We start from the raw sequence: 18893 nt of genomic DNA, 5'->3' as shown, positions 1-18893 counted from the left end.
TACAGCACCTGCATAAGTATCCTCGGGTCGGCTCACGAGGCCGCCCTCAAATAAACAATGACAACAATGAGGCCACCATGCTGAAAAACGCAGTCATTCCGTTCATCGTTGGCGCCGGTCTGCTCGCCGCCACCCCCGCCGCACACGCCGCATCCAACCTGGTGTACTGCTCCGAAGGCAGCCCCGCCGGCTTCGACCCCGCCCAGTACACCACCGGAACCGACTTCGACGCCTCGTCCGAAACCGTCTTCAACCGCCTCGCCCAGTTCGAGCGCGGCGGCACCAAGGTCATCCCCGGCCTGGCCACCAGTTGGGACGTCTCCGATGACGGCCTGACCTACACCTTCCACCTGCGCGAAGGGGTGAAGTTCCACAGCACCGACTACTTCAAGCCGACCCGGCCGTTCAACGCCGACGACGTGCTGTTCAGCTTCAACCGCATGCTCGACAAGGACATGCCATTCCGCAAGGCGTACCCCACCGAGTTCCCGTACTTCACCGACATGGGCATGGACGCGAACATCAAGAAGGTGGAAAAACTCGACGACCACACCGTCAAGTTCACCCTCGCCGAAGTCGACGCCGCGTTCATCCAGAACATCGCCATGAGCTTCGCCTCGATCCAGTCCGCCGAGTACGCCGAGCAGTTGCTCAAGCAGGGCAAGGCCGCGGACATCAACCAGAAGCCGATCGGCACCGGTCCGTTCGTGTTCAGCAAATACCAGAAGGACGCGCAGATTCGCTTCAAGGGCAACAAGGATTACTGGATGCCCGAGGAAGTGAAGATCGACAACCTGATCTTCGCCATCACCACCGACGCCTCGGTGCGCATGCAGAAGCTGAAGAAGAACGAGTGCCAGATCACCCTGTTCCCGCGCCCGGCCGACCTTGAAGCGCTGAAGGCCGACCCGAACCTGCAGATGCCCTCCCAGGCCGGCTTCAACCTCGGCTACATCGCCTACAACGTGATGGACAAGATCAAGGGCAGCAACGAGCCCAACCCCATGGCCCAGCTCAAGGTCCGCCAGGCCCTGGACATGGCGGTGAACAAGCAGCAGATCATCGATTCGGTGTACCAGGGCGCCGGGCAACTGGCGGTCAACGCCATGCCGCCGACCCAGTGGTCCTACGACGAGACCATCAAGGGCACCGCCTACGACCCGGAGAAAGCCAAGGCGCTGCTCAAGGAAGCCGGGATCAAGGAAGGCACCGAGATCACCCTGTGGGCCATGCCGGTACAGCGACCGTACAACCCCAACGCCAAGCTGATGGCCGAAATGATCCAGTCCGACTGGGCCAGGATCGGCATCAAGGCGCGCATCGTCAGCTATGAATGGGGCGAATACATCAAGCGCGCCAAGGACGGCGAGAACGGCGCCATGCTGATCGGCTGGAGCGGCGACAACGGTGACCCGGACAACTGGCTCGGCACCCTGTACGGTTGCGACGCGGTCAATGGCAACAACTTCTCCCACTGGTGCAACACCGACTACGACAAGCTGGTCAAGGACGCCAAACGCATCCCCGACCAGGCCAAGCGTACCGAGCTGTACAAGCAGGCCCAGCACATCCTCAAGGACCAGGTGCCGATCACGCCGATCGCCCACTCCACGGTCTACCAGCCCATGCGCAAGAACGTCGACGACTTCAAGATCAGTCCGTTCGCCCTCAACGACTTCAATGGCGTCAGCCTGAAGCCTTGACCGCTGGGTCGGCCCCGGTCGCATCCACGGGATGCGGCTGGGGACGCAAGGGAGCGGAAGGAGTTGCCGCGTGGATGAGTCGTCAGCTACCCGCTGAAAATTCCACGATTCACTCAGAAACCTCCTACCCGAATTTGCACCTTGTGTACCTCGTCGGACGCCGTTCCCCCACTTACCTTGGGACCGGTGCCGCGACGCGTGAGCGAGGATTCGCCATGTGCCGCGGAAACTTCCAATAACGACGACAAGACAGGGAATTCCCATGCGTATGACGTCTCTCTTCGCCGCCTTGCTCGGGGCCGGTCTGCTGGCCCATTCGCCGCTCGGCCTGGCCAAGGGCAGCCTGGTGTTCTGTTCCGAAGGCAGCCCTTCCGGCTTCGATACCGCGCAGTACCAGAGCGGTACCGACAACGACGTGGCCGAACCGCTGTACAACCGCCTGGTGGAGTTCGAGCGCGGAGCCACCGGCGTACTGCCGGCGCTGGCCACCGACTGGGCCATCTCCGATGACGGCCTGACCTACACCTTCAACCTGCGTCCCGGAGTCAGGTTCCACAGCAACGCCGGCTTCACCCCGAGCCGCGAGTTCGATGCCGACGACGTGCTGTTCACCTTCAACCGCATGCTCGACGCGACCCATCCGTTCCGCATGGCCTATGGCACCGAGTTCCCCTATTTCACCGCCATGGGCATGGACAAGACCATCGCCCGGGTCGAAAAGACCGGGCCGCTCACCGTAGCCTTCACCCTCAACCACGTCGATGCCGCGTTCATCCAGAACCTGGCGATGAGCTTCGCCTCGATCCTCTCCGCCGAATACGCCGAGCACCTGCTCAGCCGCGGCACCCCATCGGACATCAGCCACAAGCCGATCGGCACCGGGCCATTCGTGTTCAGCCGCTACCAGAAGGACGCGCAGATCCGCTATCGCGGCAATCCCGACTACTGGGCGCCGGAGCAGGTGAAGCTCGACCAGCTGGTGTTCTCGATCAACCCGGACCCTTCGGTGCGCATCCAGAAGCTGCGCAAGGGCGAATGCCAGGTCGGCATCCACCCCCGCCCCGCCGACCTCGAAGCGCTGCGCCAGGACCCGAACATCGACCTGATCGAGAAACCCGCCTACAACCTTGGCTACATCGCCTACAACACCCGGCACAAGCCGTTCGACCAGCTCCAGGTGCGCCAGGCACTGGACATGGCGGTGGACAAGCAGGCGATCGTCAAGACCGTGTTCCAGGGCGCCGGCGAAGTGGCGGTCAATGCCATGCCGCCGACCCAGTGGTCCTATGACGAGAGCATCGTCGATACCCCCCACGACCTGGAAAAGGCCAAGGCGATGCTGCGCGACGCCGGGGTCAAGGAAGGCACCGAAATCACCCTCTGGGCCATGCCCGTGCAGCGCCCCTACAACCCCGACGCGCGGCTGATGGCGCAGATGCTGCAGAACGACTGGGGCAAGCTCGGCCTCAAGGTCAACATCGTCAGCTACGAGTGGGGCGAATACCTCAAGCGGGCCAAGGACGGTGAGCACGACACCATCCTGATCGGCTGGACCGGCGACAACGGCGACCCGGACAACTGGCTCGGCACCCTGTACAGCTGCGACGCCATCGGCAGCCACAACCACTCCATGTGGTGCGACCCGGAATACGACGCACTGGTCCGCAAGGCCAAGGGCACCAGCGATCGCGAGCAGCGCTCCGAGCTGTACCGCCAGGCCCAGCAGTACCTCAAGCAGCACGTGCCGATCACCCCCGTCGCCCACTCCACGGTCAGCCAGCCGGTGAGCACGCGGGTGAAGGATTACCTGGTGAGTCCGTTCGGTCGGACTTCGTTCCTGGATGTCGGCATCGATTGAGCCGGTCCGGGACGGAGCGCGGTCCATCCGATCCGCTCCGTTGCACTGAGCGGCGGGTTCACGAAACCCGCCGCCTCACTGACAAGAACAAGAAAGGAATAATTGCCTTGAAACGACTCACTTCCGTAATCGCCCTGTCCCTGGGCAGCCTCGCCGGTGTCGCTCACGCCGAAGCCGTCAGCCAGGACTACCTGCCGCTGACCGTCAAGAACACCAGCGCCCAGCACGAAGCCAAAGGTTTCATCGAGGGCCAGAGCCTGTCCGGCTCGACCCGCAACTGGTACGCCCGCGAACGCGCGACCAAGGCTCCGCTGTACCGCTACTACAAGAGCGACGGCACGCGCCGCGATACCCACAGCCGCGACAACTGGGTGCAGGGCACCATCCTCGACTACAGCTCGGGCTTCACCCAGGGCACGGTCGGTTTCGCCACCCAAGTCGCCGCCTACAACGCCATCGCCCTGGAACAGGGACGCGCCGCGGTCGCCGGGCCGAACAACCGCACCCTGACCCACAGCGACGGCGATGTCATCGGCCAGTGGAGCAAGCTTGGCCTGGCCAACCTGCAGGCGCGCGTGTCCAACACCACCCTGACCGCCGGCCGGCAGTCGATCAACACCCCGGTATTCGCCTACATCGGCAACCGCGCGCTGCCGTCGAGCTTCGACGGGGTCGCCGTGCACAGTGCCGAATTCGACAACCTGTCCTTCGACCTCGGCAGCTTCACCCGGGTCTCTACCCGCACGGAGCAGGGCCGCAGCCGGTTCACCACGGAGTACTCGGCGACCGGCGCCGAAGCCGACCGGGTCAGCCTGGCCGGCCTCAACTACCAGCCGCTGCGCAGCCTGAGCACCAGCCTGTACGTCGGCCATGTCGAGGACATCTGGAACCAGTACTACGTCGGCGCCTCCCACGAACTGGGGGATCGGGGCGTGCTGGGCCTGACCACCGGCTTCAACTGGTACGGCACCCGCGACAGCGGCTCGGCGAAACAGGGACCGATCGACAACGACACCTTCAGCCTCTCGTTCACCCTGGCGCACCAGGCCCACAGCCTGACCCTCGCCTACCAGGAAGTCAGCGGCGACGAGTACTTCGACTACGTGCACGACACCAACGCGATCTTCCTCGCCAACTCGCTGTTCTCCGACTACAACGGGCCCAACGAGAAATCGCTGCAGTTCGGCTACGTCCTCGACCTCGCCGGCTACGGCGTGCCGGGGCTGCGTCTGAATGCCTACACCGCGCGCGGCTGGGGAATCGATGGCACCCACTACAAGGGCAACGGCTACGACGTGCGCAACCTCGATGGCGAACACCACCGGGAATGGTCGGTCGGTGCCAGCTACGTGGTCCAGAGCGGTCCGCTGCAGGCCACCAGTATCCGCGCGACCTACACCGCGCACCGCGCCACGCGCGCGCAGATCGACGGCAACGTCGATGAACTGCGGGTGGTGACCACCATTCCGTTCAACATTCTCTGAGCAGGTTCCGGACGGCGATCGCGGTCGCCGTCCGGCCAGCAACCGACACAGGACATGCCGATGAAATCGCTACCCCTGCATGCCGCGCTGGCGGCCCTGGTGCTCGCCACCTCGACGAGCCTCCGGGCGCGCCCGCTGGTGGTCTGCACCGAGGCCAGCCCGGAAGGCTTCGATATGGTTCAGTACACCACCGCGGTGACCGCCGATGCCGCCGCGGAAACCCTGTTCAATCGCCTGGTGGACTTCAAGCCCGGCACCACCGAGGTGCAGCCGGGCCTGGCCGAGCGCTGGGAGATCAGCGACGACGGCCTCACCTATACCTTCCACCTGCGCCGAGACGTGAAATTCCACACCACCGAGTGGTTCACCCCGAGCCGCGAATTCAATGCCGACGACGTCCTGTGGAGCTTCCGGCGCCAGCTTGATCCGCGGCACCCGTGGCACGACAAGACCAGCATCGGTTTCCCCTATTTCGAGAGCATGGGCTTTCGCCAACTGCTGAAAAACGTCGAAAAGACCGACGAACACACCGTGGTCTTCACCCTCAGCCAGCCGCAGGCGCCCTTCCTGCGTGACCTGGCCATGGCCTTCGCCTCGATCTATTCCGCCGAGTACGGCGACCAGTTGCTCGCGGCCGGGCGCACCGGCGATCTCAACAGCAAGCCGGTGGGCACCGGGCCGTTCATCTTCCAGCGCTACGTCAAGGACGCGCAGGTGCGCTACAAGGCCAACCCGGACTATTTCCGCGGCGCACCGCCGAGCGAAAGCCTGGTCTTCGCCATCGCCAGCGACAACAACGTGCGCCTGCAGAAGCTGCGCGCCAACGAGTGCCAGATCGCCCTCTACCCCAAGCCCGACGACGTGCCGGCGATCAAGCGCGACCCGATGCTCAAGGTGGTCGAGCTGGAAGCGCTGATCATCGGCTACATCGCCTTCAACACCGAACACCCGGTGCTCAACGACGTGCGCGTGCGCAAGGCCATCGATATCGCCTTCGACCGCAAGACCCACGTCGACCAGCTGTTCGGCAAGGACAATGCGCTGCTCGCGGTGAACCCCTACCCGCCGACGATGATCGGCTACAACCACGACAACAAAAACCCGCCCCGCGACCTCGACAAGGCCCGTGCCCTGCTCAAGGGCGCCGGGGTGGCGGAAGGCACGAAGCTGACCCTGTTCACCCGCAACGGCGGCGGCATGACCAACCCCAACCCGCGCCTGAGCGCGGAAATGCTCCAGGCCGACCTGGCGAAGATCGGCCTGAAGGTCGATATCCGCGTCATGGAATGGGCGGAGATGCTGCGCCGCGCCAAGAACGGCGAGCACGACATGGTGTCCACCGGATGGGCCGGCGACAACGGCGACCCTGACAACTTCCTGACCCCGCTGCTCAGCTGCGAGGCAGTGAAGAATGGCGAGAACTATGCTCGGTGGTGCAACGAGAAATTTGACGCGCTGATCACCCAGGCCCGCCAGGTGATCGACCCGAAACAACGGGAAGCGCTCTATAACGAGGCTCTGGCCGTGTACGATGCGGATCGACCGTGGATAACCATGGCCCATCCGAAGATGTTCACGGCCATGCGTCGGAACGTCGAGGGCTACATCATCAGCCCCCTGACCAATAACAACTTCGCCACCACCTCGGTGAAGTAGAACAAGAACGCCCGCTCACCCCACCAGGGAACAAGCGGGCACGCCTGACGGCTGACGAGGAACACCAGAAGATGTTGAGTTTCATTGCCCGGCGTCTGGGATTGCTGATCCCGACCTTTTTCGGCATTACCTTGCTGACCTTCGCACTCATACGGCTGATACCGGGGGACCCGGTGGAGGTGATGATGGGCGAACGCAGGGTCGACCCTGAAATGCACGCACAGGCCATGGAACGGCTGGGCCTGAACAAGCCCTTGCCCGAGCAGTACCTGGATTATGTCGGCAAGCTGGCCCAGGGCGACCTGGGCGAATCGCTGCGCACCCGCGAGAGCGTGTGGAACGAGTTTCTCGCGCTGTTTCCCGCCACCCTCGAACTGGCCTTCATGGCCTTGCTGTTCGCCGGCATCACCGGGGTCCTGGCCGGGGTCATCGCCGCGCTCAAGCGCGGTTCGCTGTTCGACCACGGGGTGATGGGACTGTCCCTCACCGGCTACTCGATGCCGATCTTCTGGTGGGGCCTGATCCTCATCATGTTCTTCTCGGTGAACCTGGGCTGGACCCCGGTTTCCGGGCGCATCGACCTGCTCTACGACATCGAGCCGAAGACCGGCTTCATGCTCATCGACACCCTGCTCAGCGACGAGCAGGGCGCGTTCAAGGATGCCCTGATGCACCTGATCCTGCCGGCCATCGTCCTCGGCACCATCCCGCTGGCGGTGATCGCGCGGATGACCCGTTCGTCGATGCTCGAAGTGCTGCGCGAGGACTACATCCGCACCGCCCGGGCCAAGGGCCTGTCACCGGCGCGTGTGGTGTTCGTCCACGGCCTGCGCAACGCGCTGATCCCGGTGCTGACGGTATTCGGCCTGCAGGTCGGCACCCTGTTGGCCGGCGCGGTCCTCACCGAAACCATCTTTTCCTGGCCGGGCGTCGGCAAATGGCTGATCGAAGCCATCGGCGCCCGTGACTACCCCGTGGTCCAGAACGGCATCCTGCTGATCGCCTGCCTGGTCATCCTGGTCAACTTCGTCGTGGACATCCTCTACGGCCTGGCCAACCCACGCATCCGTCACCAGCGCTGAGGCCACCGTCATGAATACTCCCGCTCCGACCCCGGCTCCGGTGATCGACCAGAGCCTGCTCTACCCGTCTCCGTACAAGGAGTTCTGGCACGCCTTCTCGCGCAACAAGGGCGCGGTGGCCGGCCTGCTGTTCATGTGCCTGATCGTCTTCTGCGCGCTGTTCGCGCCGTGGGTCGCGCCGCACAACCCCAGCGAGCAGTACCGCGACTTCCTGCTGACCCCGCCGGTGTGGCTGGAAGGCGGCAACTGGCAATTCATCCTCGGCACCGACGAACTGGGTCGCGACCTGCTGTCGCGGCTGATCCAGGGCTCGCGCCTGTCGCTGCTGATCGGCCTGTCGTCGGTGGTCATCTCGCTGATCCCGGGGATCATCCTCGGTCTGCTGGCGGGCTTCTTCCCGCGCATGCTCGGCTCGTCGATCATGCGCCTGATGGACGTGATGCTGGCCCTGCCCTCGCTGCTGCTGGCAGTGGCGATCGTCGCCATCCTCGGCCCTGGCCTGATCAACACGGTGATCGCCATCGCCATCGTTTCGCTGCCGTCCTACGTGCGCCTGACCCGTGCCGCGGTGATGGGCGAACTGAACCGCGACTACGTCACCGCCGCGCGTCTGGCCGGCGCCGGCCTGCCGCGGCTGATGTTCGTCACCGTGCTGCCCAACTGCATGGCACCGCTGATCGTGCAGGCAACCCTGAGCTTCTCCTCGGCGATCCTCGACGCCGCCGCCCTCGGCTTCCTCGGCCTCGGCGTGCAGCCGCCCACCCCCGAGTGGGGCACCATGCTGGCCTCGGCCCGCGACTACATCGAACGCGCCTGGTGGGTGGTGAGCCTGCCCGGCCTGACCATCTTGCTCAGCGTGCTGGCAATCAACCTGATGGGCGACGGGCTGCGCGATGCGCTGGACCCGAAACTCAAGAATGCCGCCTGAGGAGAAGCCCATGTCACTTCTGCAAATCCGCAATCTCAACGTGCGCTTCGGCGACGCCGATGCCGTGCCGGTGGTGGACGGTCTCGACCTGTCCGTGGAAAAGGGTGAGGTCCTGGCCATCGTCGGCGAATCCGGCTCCGGCAAGTCGGTGACCATGATGGCGCTGATGGGCCTGATCGACCCGCCCGGGCGCATCAGCGCCGACACCCTCAGCTTCGACGGCAACGACATGCTGAAGATCAGCGGCCGGCAACGGCGCAAGGTGGTCGGCAAGGACATGGCGATGGTCTTCCAGGACCCGATGACCGCGCTCAACCCCAGCTATACCGTGGGCTTCCAGATCGAGGAAGTGCTGCGCCAGCACCTCGGCCTGCGTGGCAAGGCCGCCCGTCAGCGCGCCCTGGAGCTGCTGAAGAAGGTCGAGATCCCGGCCCCGGAAAGCCGCCTCGACGCCTACCCGCACCAACTCTCCGGCGGCATGAGCCAGCGCGTGGCGATCGCCATGGCGATTGCCGGCGAACCCAAGCTGCTGATCGCCGACGAACCGACCACCGCCCTCGACGTGACCATCCAGGCGCAGATCATGGAGCTGCTGCTGAACCTGCAGAGAGAGCAGGACATGGCGCTGATCCTGATCACCCACGACCTGGCCGTGGTCGCCGAGACCGCGAAGCGGGTCTGCGTGATGTATGCCGGCCAGGCCGTGGAGGTCGGCCAGGTGCCGGAGCTGTTCGAGGTTCCCGCTCACCCTTACAGCGAAGCGCTGCTCAAGGCGATTCCCGAGCACAGCCTGGGTGCCGAGCGCCTGGCCACCCTGCCCGGCATCGTGCCCGGGCGCTATGACCGGCCCAGTGGTTGCCTGCTGTCGCCGCGCTGCCCGTATGTCCGCGACAACTGCCGCCAGCAGCGCCCTGGCCTCGATCCCCAGGCCCACAGCCTGGCGCGCTGCTTCTACCCGCTGAACCAGGAGGTGGCGTGATGAGCGTCGTACTGACCGCCCGTGACCTCACCCGTCACTACGAAGTTTCCCGCGGCCTGTTCAAGGGCTACGCCACGGTACGCGCGCTCAATGGCGTGTCGTTCGAACTGGAGGCCGGCAAGACCCTGGCCGTGGTCGGCGAGTCCGGCTGCGGCAAGTCGACCCTGGCCCGCGCCCTGACCCTGATCGAAGAGCCGTCGTCCGGGTCGCTGCAGATCGCCGGGCACGAGGTCAACGGCGCCAGCAAGCAGGAGCGCAAGCAACTGCGGCGCGACGTGCAGATGGTCTTCCAGAGCCCCTACGCCTCGCTCAACCCGCGGCAGAAGATCGGCGACCAGCTGGCCGAGCCGCTGCTGATCAACGCCTCGCTGTCCAAGGCGCAGCGGCGGGAAAAGGTGCAGGCGATGATGCAGCAGGTGGGCCTGCGTCCCGAGCACTACCAGCGCTATCCGCACATGTTCTCCGGCGGCCAGCGCCAGCGCATCGCCCTGGCCCGGGCGATGATGCTGCAGCCCAAGGTGCTGGTGGCGGACGAACCGACCTCGGCGCTGGACGTGTCGATCCAGGCCCAGGTGCTCAATCTGTTCATGGACCTGCAGAAGGAGTTCAACACCGCCTATGTGTTCATCTCGCACAACCTGGCGGTGGTGCGCCACGTGGCCGACGAGGTGCTGGTGATGTACCTGGGGCGGCCGGCGGAAATGGGGCCGAGCGAGGACCTCTACAACAAGCCGCTGCATCCGTACACGCAGGCGCTGCTGTCGGCGACCCCGGCCATCCATCCCGATCCGCTGAAGCCGAAGATCAAGATCGCCGGGGAACTGCCCAACCCACTGAATCCGCCGAGCGGCTGCGCATTCCACAAGCGCTGCCCGCATGCGACGGAGCGTTGTGCGAAGGAAGTACCGGCGTTTCGCAAGGTGGAGACACGGCAGGTGGCGTGTCATTACGCCGAGCAGTTTCTGTAAGGTTGGTGTCGCCTGATTCGGGCCTGCTTTGCAGGCCTTCGCGGGCAAGCCACGCTCCTACGGGGTGGGCGCCACGTTCCTGCGTAGGAGCGTGGCTTGCCCGCGAAAGGGCCGCAAAGCGGCCCCAATTGGATCAGTGCACGAACAGCGCGATCAGGATAATCACCCGATCCCGCTGACGACCACCCCAGAGTGCCGCAAGACTGGCGAAGAATGCCCCGCACAGCGGCGCGACGAAGGTCCACAGCGAAGCCCATGCCGCCGCCCTGGCCAGTTGATCCCCATGGCCCAGGACCTGGAACACTATTTCCAGCGCCAGCGGCCCTACCTCGATTAGGATCGACGCCAGACCTTTTCGCGGATGTGGAGCAGTACCCGATGCAAGCCTGGCGCACGATCAGCCTCTGGATGGACCAGCTCGACGAATCGATCGAGCCACGCCCAGCATTGAGCCAGGACCTCGATGTCGATGTCTGCATCATCGGCGCTGGCTACACCGGCCTGTGGACCGCGTATTACCTCAAACAGCAGGCGCCCCACCTGAATATCGCCATCATCGAGGCGAAATTCGCCGGCTTCGGCGCCTCCGGGCGCAACGGCGGCTGGCTGATGGGCAACCTGCTCGGCGACGATCGCCTGCTCGCCAGCCTCTCCCCGCAGCAACGCCGTGCCAGCATCGACCTGCTCCACGACATCCCCGATGAAGTCCGTCGCGTGCTGGACCGCGAAGGTATCGACTGCGACTACCGCAAGGGCGGCGTGCTGTATTGCGCGGCGCGCTACCCGGAGCAGGAACGAAGCCTGCGCGCCTGGCTCGACGACCTGTACCGCCAGGGCATGAGCGCCGATGACTATCGCTGGCTGCGTCCCGAGGAACTGGAGGGCCAGTTGCGGGTCAGCACTGCCTACGGCGCGATCTTCAGCCCGCACACCGCGACCCTCCAGCCGGCGAAACTGGTCCGTGGCCTGGCCCGGGCGGTGGAGCGCCTGGGCGTGAAGATTTACGAAGACACCCCGGCCATCGACTGGCATCCCGGCCAGGTCCGCACCCCGCAAGCGACGATCCGCAGCCACTGGGTGGTGCCCGCCGTGGAAGGCTACGCCGCCAGCCTGCCGCCACTGGGCAAGCATCAGTTACCGGTGCAGAGCCTGCTGGTGGCGACCGAGCCACTGGCGGAGTCGGTCTGGAATGAAATCGGCCTGCGCGAAGGCCAGGCGTTCAGCGAGAACAGCCGCCAGGTCACCTATGGCCAGCGCACCCGCGACAACCGCCTGATGTTCGGCGCCCGTGGCGGCTATCGCTTCGGTGGGCGCCTGCGCGAGGACTTCAGCCTCACGTCCGCCGAAGTCGACCTGCGCCGCTACCTGTTCGGCGAACTGTTCCCGCAACTGAAGAACGTGCGCATCACCCATTCCTGGGGCGGCAACCTGGGCATGGCACGGCGTTTCCGCCCGCACATGCTCTGCGATCGCCAGCGCGGCATCGCCCTGTCCGGCGGCTACGGTGGTGAAGGGGTCGGCGCCACCAACCTGGGCGGACGCACCCTTGCCGCGCTGATCCTCGGCCAGCACAACGCCCTCACGGCGCAGCCCTGGGTCCACGACAACCGGGCGCTGTCCAGTCTCGCCAGTTGGCCGCCGGAGCCGTGCCGCTGGCTGGGCTACAACGCCATCATCCAGAGCTTCGTCTTCGAGGACCGCACCCTCGCCAGCCCCGCCAGCCCGCCCTGGCGCCGGCGCATGGCCAGCGGGCTGGCGGACTTCATGCAGGGCTTCATGAAGTGAATCCGGACCAGGAGGAACCCGCCTGCTGGCTATTCGATTCCCAGGCAAGCCAGCTCCTACAGCGAGAAATCGAGCTTAGTGGTGCTCGCGAGTAGCGCGGAATTTCACATCCGGCCAGCGCTCTTCCATCAGCGACAGGTTGACCCGGGTCGGCGCCAGGTAGGTCAGGTGACCACCGCCATCCACCGCGAGGTTTTCCATCGCCTTGGTCTTGAAGTCTTCCAGCTTCTTCTTGTCATCGCAGGCAATCCAGCGCGCCGACCAGACGGTGATCGGCTCGTAGGCGCACTCGACCTTGTATTCCTCTTTCAGGCGGCTGGCGACCACATCGAACTGCAGCACACCGACGGCGCCGAGGATGATGTCGTTGCTGCGCTCGGGGAAGAACACCTGGGTCGCGCCCTCTTCCGCCAGCTGCTGCAGGCCCTGGCGCAGTTGCTTGGATTTCAGCGGGTCCTTCAGGCGCACGCGGCGGAACAGTTCCGGGGCGAAGTGCGGGATACCGGTGAAGCCCAGGCTCTCGCCTTCGGTGAAGGTGTCGCCGATCTGGATGGTGCCGTGGTTGTGCAGGCCGATGATGTCGCCCGCCCACGCCTCTTCCAGCTGCTCACGCTCGGAGGAGAAGAAGGTCAGTGCGTCGCCGATGCGCAGGTCCTTGCCGGTGCGCACGTGGCGCATCTTCATGCCCTTCTCGTAGCGGCCCGAGCAGATGCGCATGAAGGCGATGCGGTCGCGGTGCTTGGGGTCCATGTTCGCCTGGATCTTGAACACGAAGCCGCTGAACTTCTCTTCAACCGGCTCCACGGTACGCTCGTGAGCGACCCGGGCCAGCGGGCGCGGCGCCCAGTCGACCACGGCGTCGAGGACGTGATCGACACCGAAGTTGCCCAGCGCGGTACCGAAGAACACCGGGGTCAGCTGACCATTGAGGAACTCGTCCTGATCGAACTCGTGGCAGGCGCCCTGCACCAGCTCAAGCTGCTCGACGAAGCCGTCGTACTGGTCGCCCAGGTGCGCGCGGGCCTCGTCGGAATCCAGCTTCTCGATGATCTTGGCTTCGGTGCGCTCGTGACCATGGCCCGGGGTGTAGACCACGATGTAGTCCTCGGCCAGGTGGTAGACACCCTTGAAGTCCTTGTAGCAACCGATCGGCCAGGTGATCGGCGCGGCCTTGATCTTCAGTACCGCCTCGATCTCGTCGAGCAGTTCGATCGGGTCGCGGATATCGCGGTCGAGTTTGTTGATGAAGCTGACGATCGGCGTATCGCGCAGGCGGCAGACGTCCATCAGGGCGATGGTCCGCGGCTCGACGCCCTTACCGCCGTCGAGCACCATCAGCGCCGAGTCCACGGCGGTCAGGGTGCGGTAGGTGTCTTCCGAAAAGTCTTCGTGGCCCGGGGTGTCGAGCAGGTTGATCATGTGCTCGCGGTAGGGGAACTGCATCACCGAGGTCGTGATGGAGATACCACGCTGCTTCTCCATTTCCATCCAGTCGGAAGTGGCATGGCGATCGGACTTGCGCGACTTCACCGTACCGGCGACGGCGATCGCCTTGCCCATCAGCAGAAGCTTCTCGGTGATGGTGGTCTTACCGGCGTCGGGGTGGGAAATGATGGCAAACGTGCGTCTGCTGTTGACTTCGTTGACAATTTTGCTGTCGGACATCGTTCTGGATCTCGATTGTGTACGCTGTTATGTACACAGCTGAAAAGGTGCCCTTGGCCAATTGCTAGAGGCCAGCGCAGGAAATCGCGCATTGTAACAAAAAGCACCTCCAAACGCCCACGGCATGAGCCCTGAGCCCTTACTGGACGGGCTAGTGGCGAATTGGTAGCGTCGGATTTGCACAGCCACCCATGTCGCATTTTTGGCTAGCAGAGGTTGCTACGTTGTCGTCTGGCTTGATAAGCGCTTGCAGGGTGACAAGGACAGTTGTACGACAACATTAACGCACAGCTCGGGGAGAAGCATGAGCGAGAGTTCATTCACATCAATTCGTAATGCCACAATTGCTTCTGTAATTGCTGGCATTGTTTTGCTGGCAATACCGGATGCAAGGGCATATTCAGTAAAGTTTCTTTCCTGGGTATGGTCTGGCTTGACCTGGTGCTGGACCAGCCTGATGGCCTCATATGCGTTGCCAGGCTGGGTATGGATTATCGTTTTCTTATTCGCTCTCATAGGCGCGGCCAGCATTTTTTTCAGGCTTAAGGGCGAACCAGCCAAACCCGAGTATCACTCATATATCGAAGACTCCATGTACGGGGCAAAATGGCGTTGGCAATGGATTTCTAATCGGATATTTGATCCCTGGTGCTATTGCCCGCGATGCGAAGCCACGCTTGTTTATGACGACAGCTCTTGCCAAAGGTTTTCATACGAAGAAAAGAAAACAAATTTCATATGTGAAAACTGTGGCCACTCCGTCGTAGCCTCGATTCCTGGCGGCAATAAAGCTTATGCACTGGGAGCAGTAGAGCGCGAGATTGACAGGCGAATTCGGACAGGTGCATACAAAAGAAACTGACGAGTCGCATAACCCATAAGAAAATTCATGCTACTCGCCGACCGAGTGTGGTTCGGAACGTTATGCTCCCGACACACCGCCTGCTATTAAGAGACTCAGGAACCCCATATAGGATTGTCCATGGAAAATTACAACATACCATCTTATTTGATCTCAGCAATTGCGGACACGGTTGCAGAGTCTGAGACTCATGCAAGCCTTGACAGCTTATTCATGTACGCAGATGCGCCTGGAGAGCCGCCTGATGGAAGCAAAGCGGCTAAGGCACTAGAGTGGTTGCGACGGATAAACAAAGAAAATGGCATAGATCGTCTGCTTGTTTTGGGACGCATCATTGAAAAATACATGGACGAAATAACCGAGGAAACCTCCTTTTGGGTAAATCAGGAACAAATCGACGCCAAGAAGAAACGAGTATCTAATATAAAGAAGGCTCTGGAGCGTGCTGGACTCGCATACTCTCCAGGCGGCGTGCTTTCTAAAGGTGAAGGCCTTGCAACAAAAACACTCTCTGAACTCATAAAAAACCGAAACATCCAAGCGTTGGACTTCGAATTCGAAAGAGCTATTAAAAATGTCGAGTCCAGTCCTCGCGAGGCGATTTCAGCCGCCTGTAATATTCTGGAGTCAGTTTTTAAAGTCTATATTGAAGAGCACTCTCACCTGACTCTGCCTTCCAAGCAGGATCTACAATCTGTCTGGAAGATCGTCAGAGCCGACTTGGGGTTAGATGCATCTATTTTGGAAGAGCGCGACCTGCAAGAAATTGTCAGCGGGATAATGGCAACGGTCAACGGTATCGGTGCATTGCGGACACATGCCAGCTCTGCACATGGAGCAGGAAAAAAACCGTACAACATCAAGCCGCGCCATGCAAAATTGGCAATTCATTCGGCACACACGATTGCCGCATTTGTCCTAGAAACTTGGGATGAGAGAAGCCGGAAAGCACCGCACAAGTGACTTCTACTGAACTTTAGCTACGAATTAAATCGACCAGTTGTTTTCGGGCAATGTCAAGAAAGGGAGCGCACAATGACGAAAATTGAATTCTATATAGCCCTTAGAGATGAAATACTGAAGAGTATTTCCGGCGTTGAAAACTCCAACGGATACTATAGCTGGGACGACACCAACCCAAACTGGTTAACCAAAAGCCGTCTGGACTCACTGCTAGATAAATACGTCTTACTCGCCAAAGACCTAGGGGTCTACATTGTCACCAGATACGCAAGCTGCGAAAACCCAAAGCATGAATGGTATCCCACCACAAACCGGTATGGGATTTCAATTCCTTATCAGGATGAGCGTTTTGCATGGGCCGGGGAGCAGCTTTATCAAGGTGAAAGATTTTCCACATGCCCTTGCTCACCCAAAAATAAACCTCACGACAACTGGGTAATCGACGACATAGGTTACGACAGAAAATTTAATGCAAAGGACTGTGAAAATATTGCCCTTATTCTTCAAGACGTAAAAATGGCTGTTGAGAAGTCTGGAGATAAAAAAGTTCGCTCGGGAATACGGGAATATCTACTGAGAGCGATATTAAGAATTAATGATGCAATACTGCCAAAATCAGTTGATGACTATATTGCAGAGATCCGCGCAACGCTTTAACAAATTACGCCGCGATTACCGTTCCCGGTCAGGCTCATGGCCCTTGCGGTGACGCGATGGCATCAGCGGTCGGGATTTCTCTGGCCCCTCGCCTTCACGCTGTTCCTGTCTCTCCTTGCGGAACACGGCGGTGGCCCGCTCAAACGCTGCCATCACATCCGGGAACGGGCTGCGCGGCGCGTGACGCGCCTGCTCGAAAGCGGCCATGACATCGGGCACTGTGCCCCTGCCGGTTGAGCGCCTGCGCCCTGGATGAATCTGAACCAGCGACGGCATGGCACCGTCTTTCCCGCGTGCCCGGATGCGCTGTGCGCATTGCAGGTCGCGCATGAACGCGGCGAACTCCCGTTTATCCACCTTTTCGAGTGACTTGTACTGGCGCTCGATGTTCGCCCCTTGAAGCTTGAGCCGTAACGCCAGCGCTCTGGCCTCCTGGGACTGGCGGGATTTCAGTTGAGTGTGCTGATCGAGATAAGCCCGCAGGCGCTTCGTATCCTGATAGTGGTGGAACTTGTGCCGCAGGAAATTTACGCCACTGACCCGCCCCAGGAATTCAGCCAGGCCGGTGGGCCGGTGCTCATAGCGATCCTGGCGCACCTGTTTCATCAGGGCAACATGACCAGCACGCAGTTTGTTCCGCTCGGCCCGGTGCTTGGCCTGCTGCGCCAGGCGCAGGGCATGTTGGCGGTATCTGAGAGCTTCGCGCTGCTGCTCCAGCACATGCCGCCGCTCCTCTTGGGCCTGTTTGAGTTCGGCAAGCTTGTCGGCGTACTCATCCTCCCGTACCGACCGCTCGACCTGCTTGCGGTGGTCGGCCACGAGTTTCTGCGCCTCCTCCACGGCAGGTAACGCTTCAGGAGGGAATTCCTTCTCCAGGAAAGTCCGGATGTCCTTGGTGCGGATGGACTTGTCGTCGATCAGCCGGGGCAGCGCATTCACGTTGCCGTAGAGATCAACCAGCACATAGGGCCGATTACCCGTGGCCAGCATGTAGCCCCGTTCGCTTAAGGCATGAACGAACGTGCGAGCATTATCACTCTGATGCCAGGCCTCGGTAACCTGCCGCCTGTGGTCGTCCAGGGAGAGGCCTGTGCGCTGCAGTTGTGCCCGCTCATAGAGCGAGAGCTGGCCCGCGTTCCGGGATTTCTCATAACCGGACGGGAGCGTCAGGCCGTGATCGCGAGCAAAGACCCTGGTCACCCGCATCAGCTTGTCGCGGTCGAAGGCCAGGTGAACGGCCTTCTCATGATCGGCGTCGATCCGCGACCAGACGACGTGGCAATGCTCACGGCCATCCTTGATGTGGAAGACGATAGCGCGCGGCTGGTCACCCAGACCCAGTGTGTCTTCGGCGCGACAGATGTAATCCATGTACTGGTCGCGGGTGAGCGGCCCCTGCGCGGGATCGGGGTTGATCGAGAGGCTGTAGAGATAATTCTCACAGCGGGTCAGTGTCTCGGCCTGCACCTGCCATTCCTTGAAGGCACCGTGCAGGTCGCCTGCAATTGCGCCACGCAGATCGGCGACCTCAGCCAGCTCATTGTCGTAAGCATTCAGGAGATGCGTTGCCAGGTCCTGTCCACTGCCGCGCTGCGAGGCAAAAGGGATCATGGGTCCCTCCCCAGCACGAGCATGAGATAGCTGCGGATTTCAGTGAGTTCGTCACGACACTCCTGAAGCAACTGCTCCAGATGGCCCGCGTCGGGCTCACCGCATGCCTGCGCCAGCCGGTCGTTAATCCGGGCAGCCTGCGAGAGCAGCATGGCCGCAAGCTTGCGCTCCAGGGATGAGATGGGTCTGGCGCGTGGTATGGCCTGCCCGAACACGGCTTCGGTGATGAACGCGTTGATCGACTGACCAGAGTGCGTCACGCGCAAATGAAACTCCTCACGCAGCCGCTCAGGCGGGCGGTAGGAGATCGGCGCAGGGCGTTTTTTCGTTCGTCTGGTCATGCCATCAACATATGCTCGCAGGCAGTTCCTCTTTCCTCTCGATTTCCTCGCGCGGTCAGCTTCGCGCTACTGGTCGATGGGATTCCAAAGGGAGAGCTGACATCTCCTTTTGGTCGGCACCGGGCCGAATTCCCGGTCGTGGTTTTAAGGACGCGAAAGTCCTTAATCGAGGGTCGCAAGGGGCTACGAAGTGCCCTTTGCTCGATGGAGTTCAGAGGAGAGCCGAAGTCTCCTCTGATCGCGATGCAACGACGACACGTTGCGCCCTAATCCCTTGGTGACAAAGTTCCACAAGAACTTTGGAGCCTAGGGATTCCCAGGGGGGTTCGCGGGGGACTGGAAGTCCCCACG

Annotated in this window: 16 protein-coding genes; 12 read left to right on the top strand and 4 right to left on the bottom strand. The window is 62.1% G+C overall.

Translation table 11 applies throughout. From position 1 onward, the window contains the following. Positions 1-77 precede the first annotated feature (77 nt). The 8 genes from CHB99_RS08845 to CHB99_RS08810 all read left to right on the top strand — a co-directional run bounded on the left by CHB99_RS08845 (position 78) and on the right by CHB99_RS08810 (position 10658). Positions 78-1703, top strand: a complete 1626-nt coding sequence (locus CHB99_RS08845; RefSeq protein ID WP_042120783.1) for an ABC transporter substrate-binding protein — start codon at positions 78-80, stop codon at positions 1701-1703. Positions 1704-1965: 262 nt separating this feature from the next. Continuing rightward, positions 1966-3561 carry an ABC transporter substrate-binding protein gene (locus CHB99_RS08840; RefSeq protein ID WP_042120784.1) on the top strand — a complete coding sequence of 532 codons (1596 nt, stop codon included), beginning with the start codon at positions 1966-1968 and terminating at the stop codon, positions 3559-3561. A 101-nt stretch (positions 3562-3662) separates the two neighbouring features. After that, a complete protein-coding gene (locus tag CHB99_RS08835) occupies positions 3663-5045 on the top strand; it encodes an OprD family porin (RefSeq protein ID WP_377698191.1) in 1383 nt (460 codons plus the stop codon). A gap of 60 nt (positions 5046-5105) precedes the next feature. Then, positions 5106-6701, top strand: a complete 1596-nt coding sequence (locus tag CHB99_RS08830) for an ABC transporter substrate-binding protein (RefSeq protein WP_042120787.1) — start codon at positions 5106-5108, stop codon at positions 6699-6701. A 71-nt stretch (positions 6702-6772) separates the two neighbouring features. Further along, a complete protein-coding gene (locus CHB99_RS08825; RefSeq protein WP_042120788.1) occupies positions 6773-7783 on the top strand; it encodes an ABC transporter permease subunit in 1011 nt (336 codons plus the stop codon). 10 nt (positions 7784-7793) lie between these two features. Then, complete coding sequence (locus CHB99_RS08820) at positions 7794-8711, top strand: ABC transporter permease subunit (RefSeq protein ID WP_042120789.1); 918 nt, start codon at positions 7794-7796, stop codon at positions 8709-8711. A gap of 10 nt (positions 8712-8721) precedes the next feature. Further along, positions 8722-9690: an ABC transporter ATP-binding protein gene (locus CHB99_RS08815; protein WP_042120790.1), complete on the top strand. Its 969-nt coding sequence runs from the start codon at positions 8722-8724 to the stop codon at positions 9688-9690. Beyond that, positions 9690-10658 (top strand): peptide ABC transporter ATP-binding protein, encoded by a 969-nt coding sequence (locus CHB99_RS08810; RefSeq protein WP_042120791.1) that lies wholly within the window; start codon positions 9690-9692, stop codon positions 10656-10658. The genes CHB99_RS08815 and CHB99_RS08810 overlap by 1 nt, the downstream gene beginning before the upstream one ends. A 133-nt stretch (positions 10659-10791) precedes the next feature. Here the strand turns inward: CHB99_RS08810 and CHB99_RS29760 are convergent, their stop codons facing one another. Beyond that, a complete protein-coding gene (locus CHB99_RS29760; RefSeq protein WP_156994707.1) occupies positions 10792-10962 on the bottom strand; it encodes a hypothetical protein in 171 nt (56 codons plus the stop codon). A 74-nt stretch (positions 10963-11036) separates the two neighbouring features. On the opposite strand from CHB99_RS29760, the gene CHB99_RS08805 reads away from it, so the two are divergent. Further along, positions 11037-12443, top strand: a complete 1407-nt coding sequence (locus CHB99_RS08805) for an NAD(P)/FAD-dependent oxidoreductase (protein ID WP_042120792.1) — start codon at positions 11037-11039, stop codon at positions 12441-12443. A 75-nt stretch (positions 12444-12518) separates the two neighbouring features. On the opposite strand, the gene CHB99_RS08800 is transcribed toward CHB99_RS08805, so the two are convergent. Then, positions 12519-14108: a peptide chain release factor 3 gene (locus tag CHB99_RS08800; protein ID WP_042120794.1), complete on the bottom strand. Its 1590-nt coding sequence runs from the start codon at positions 14106-14108 to the stop codon at positions 12519-12521. A 304-nt stretch (positions 14109-14412) separates the two neighbouring features. On the opposite strand from CHB99_RS08800, the gene CHB99_RS29925 reads away from it, so the two are divergent. From CHB99_RS29925 to CHB99_RS29505, 3 genes are all read left to right on the top strand, one after another. After that, a complete protein-coding gene (locus CHB99_RS29925) occupies positions 14413-14970 on the top strand; it encodes a hypothetical protein (RefSeq protein WP_212555908.1) in 558 nt (185 codons plus the stop codon). Between the two features lie 120 nt (positions 14971-15090). Further along, the gene (locus CHB99_RS08790) at positions 15091-15933 is read left to right on the top strand and encodes an abortive infection family protein (RefSeq protein ID WP_089266480.1); all 843 of its coding nucleotides are present in this window, start codon (positions 15091-15093) and stop codon (positions 15931-15933) included. Positions 15934-16005: 72 nt separating this feature from the next. After that, positions 16006-16590, top strand: coding sequence for a hypothetical protein (locus CHB99_RS29505; RefSeq protein ID WP_141137275.1), 585 nt, complete (start codon positions 16006-16008; stop codon positions 16588-16590). A gap of 15 nt (positions 16591-16605) precedes the next feature. Here the strand turns inward: CHB99_RS29505 and CHB99_RS08785 are convergent, their stop codons facing one another. Then, on the bottom strand, positions 16606-18201 hold the full coding sequence (locus tag CHB99_RS08785) for a relaxase/mobilization nuclease domain-containing protein (protein WP_042120795.1): 1596 nt from the start codon (positions 18199-18201) through the stop codon (positions 16606-16608). Then, positions 18198-18542 carry a hypothetical protein gene (locus tag CHB99_RS08780; RefSeq protein ID WP_245655563.1) on the bottom strand — a complete coding sequence of 115 codons (345 nt, stop codon included), beginning with the start codon at positions 18540-18542 and terminating at the stop codon, positions 18198-18200. Before CHB99_RS08780 ends, CHB99_RS08785 begins: the two co-directional genes overlap by 4 nt. Positions 18543-18893 lie beyond the last annotated feature (351 nt).

It is taken from the genome of Pseudomonas japonica, assembly GCF_900188455.1.
Lineage (GTDB): Bacteria > Pseudomonadota > Gammaproteobacteria > Pseudomonadales > Pseudomonadaceae > Aquipseudomonas > Aquipseudomonas japonica.
This window is presented reverse-complemented; position numbering and strand designations above follow the sequence as displayed.

Bases quoted from the DNA above. Each gene is read 5' to 3' on its own strand.
- CHB99_RS08820 (WP_042120789.1), top strand. From the start codon at position 7,794: ATGAATACTCCCGCTCCGACCCCGGCTCCGGTGATCGACCAGAGCCTG.
- CHB99_RS08790 (WP_089266480.1), top strand. From the start codon at position 15,091: ATGGAAAATTACAACATACCATCTTATTTGATCTCAGCAATTGCGGAC.
- CHB99_RS08840 (WP_042120784.1), top strand. From the start codon at position 1,966: ATGCGTATGACGTCTCTCTTCGCCGCCTTGCTCGGGGCCGGTCTGCTG.
- CHB99_RS08825 (WP_042120788.1), top strand. From the start codon at position 6,773: ATGTTGAGTTTCATTGCCCGGCGTCTGGGATTGCTGATCCCGACCTTT.
- CHB99_RS08785 (WP_042120795.1), bottom strand. From the start codon at position 18,201: ATGATCCCTTTTGCCTCGCAGCGCGGCAGTGGACAGGACCTGGCAACG.
- CHB99_RS08845 (WP_042120783.1), top strand. From the start codon at position 78: ATGCTGAAAAACGCAGTCATTCCGTTCATCGTTGGCGCCGGTCTGCTC.
- CHB99_RS08810 (WP_042120791.1), top strand. From the start codon at position 9,690: ATGAGCGTCGTACTGACCGCCCGTGACCTCACCCGTCACTACGAAGTT.
- CHB99_RS29925 (WP_212555908.1), top strand. From the start codon at position 14,413: ATGAGCGAGAGTTCATTCACATCAATTCGTAATGCCACAATTGCTTCT.
- CHB99_RS08815 (WP_042120790.1), top strand. From the start codon at position 8,722: ATGTCACTTCTGCAAATCCGCAATCTCAACGTGCGCTTCGGCGACGCC.
- CHB99_RS29505 (WP_141137275.1), top strand. From the start codon at position 16,006: ATGACGAAAATTGAATTCTATATAGCCCTTAGAGATGAAATACTGAAG.
- CHB99_RS08780 (WP_245655563.1), bottom strand. From the start codon at position 18,542: ATGACCAGACGAACGAAAAAACGCCCTGCGCCGATCTCCTACCGCCCG.
- CHB99_RS08830 (WP_042120787.1), top strand. From the start codon at position 5,106: ATGAAATCGCTACCCCTGCATGCCGCGCTGGCGGCCCTGGTGCTCGCC.
- CHB99_RS08805 (WP_042120792.1), top strand. From the start codon at position 11,037: ATGCAAGCCTGGCGCACGATCAGCCTCTGGATGGACCAGCTCGACGAA.
- CHB99_RS08800 (WP_042120794.1), bottom strand. From the start codon at position 14,108: ATGTCCGACAGCAAAATTGTCAACGAAGTCAACAGCAGACGCACGTTT.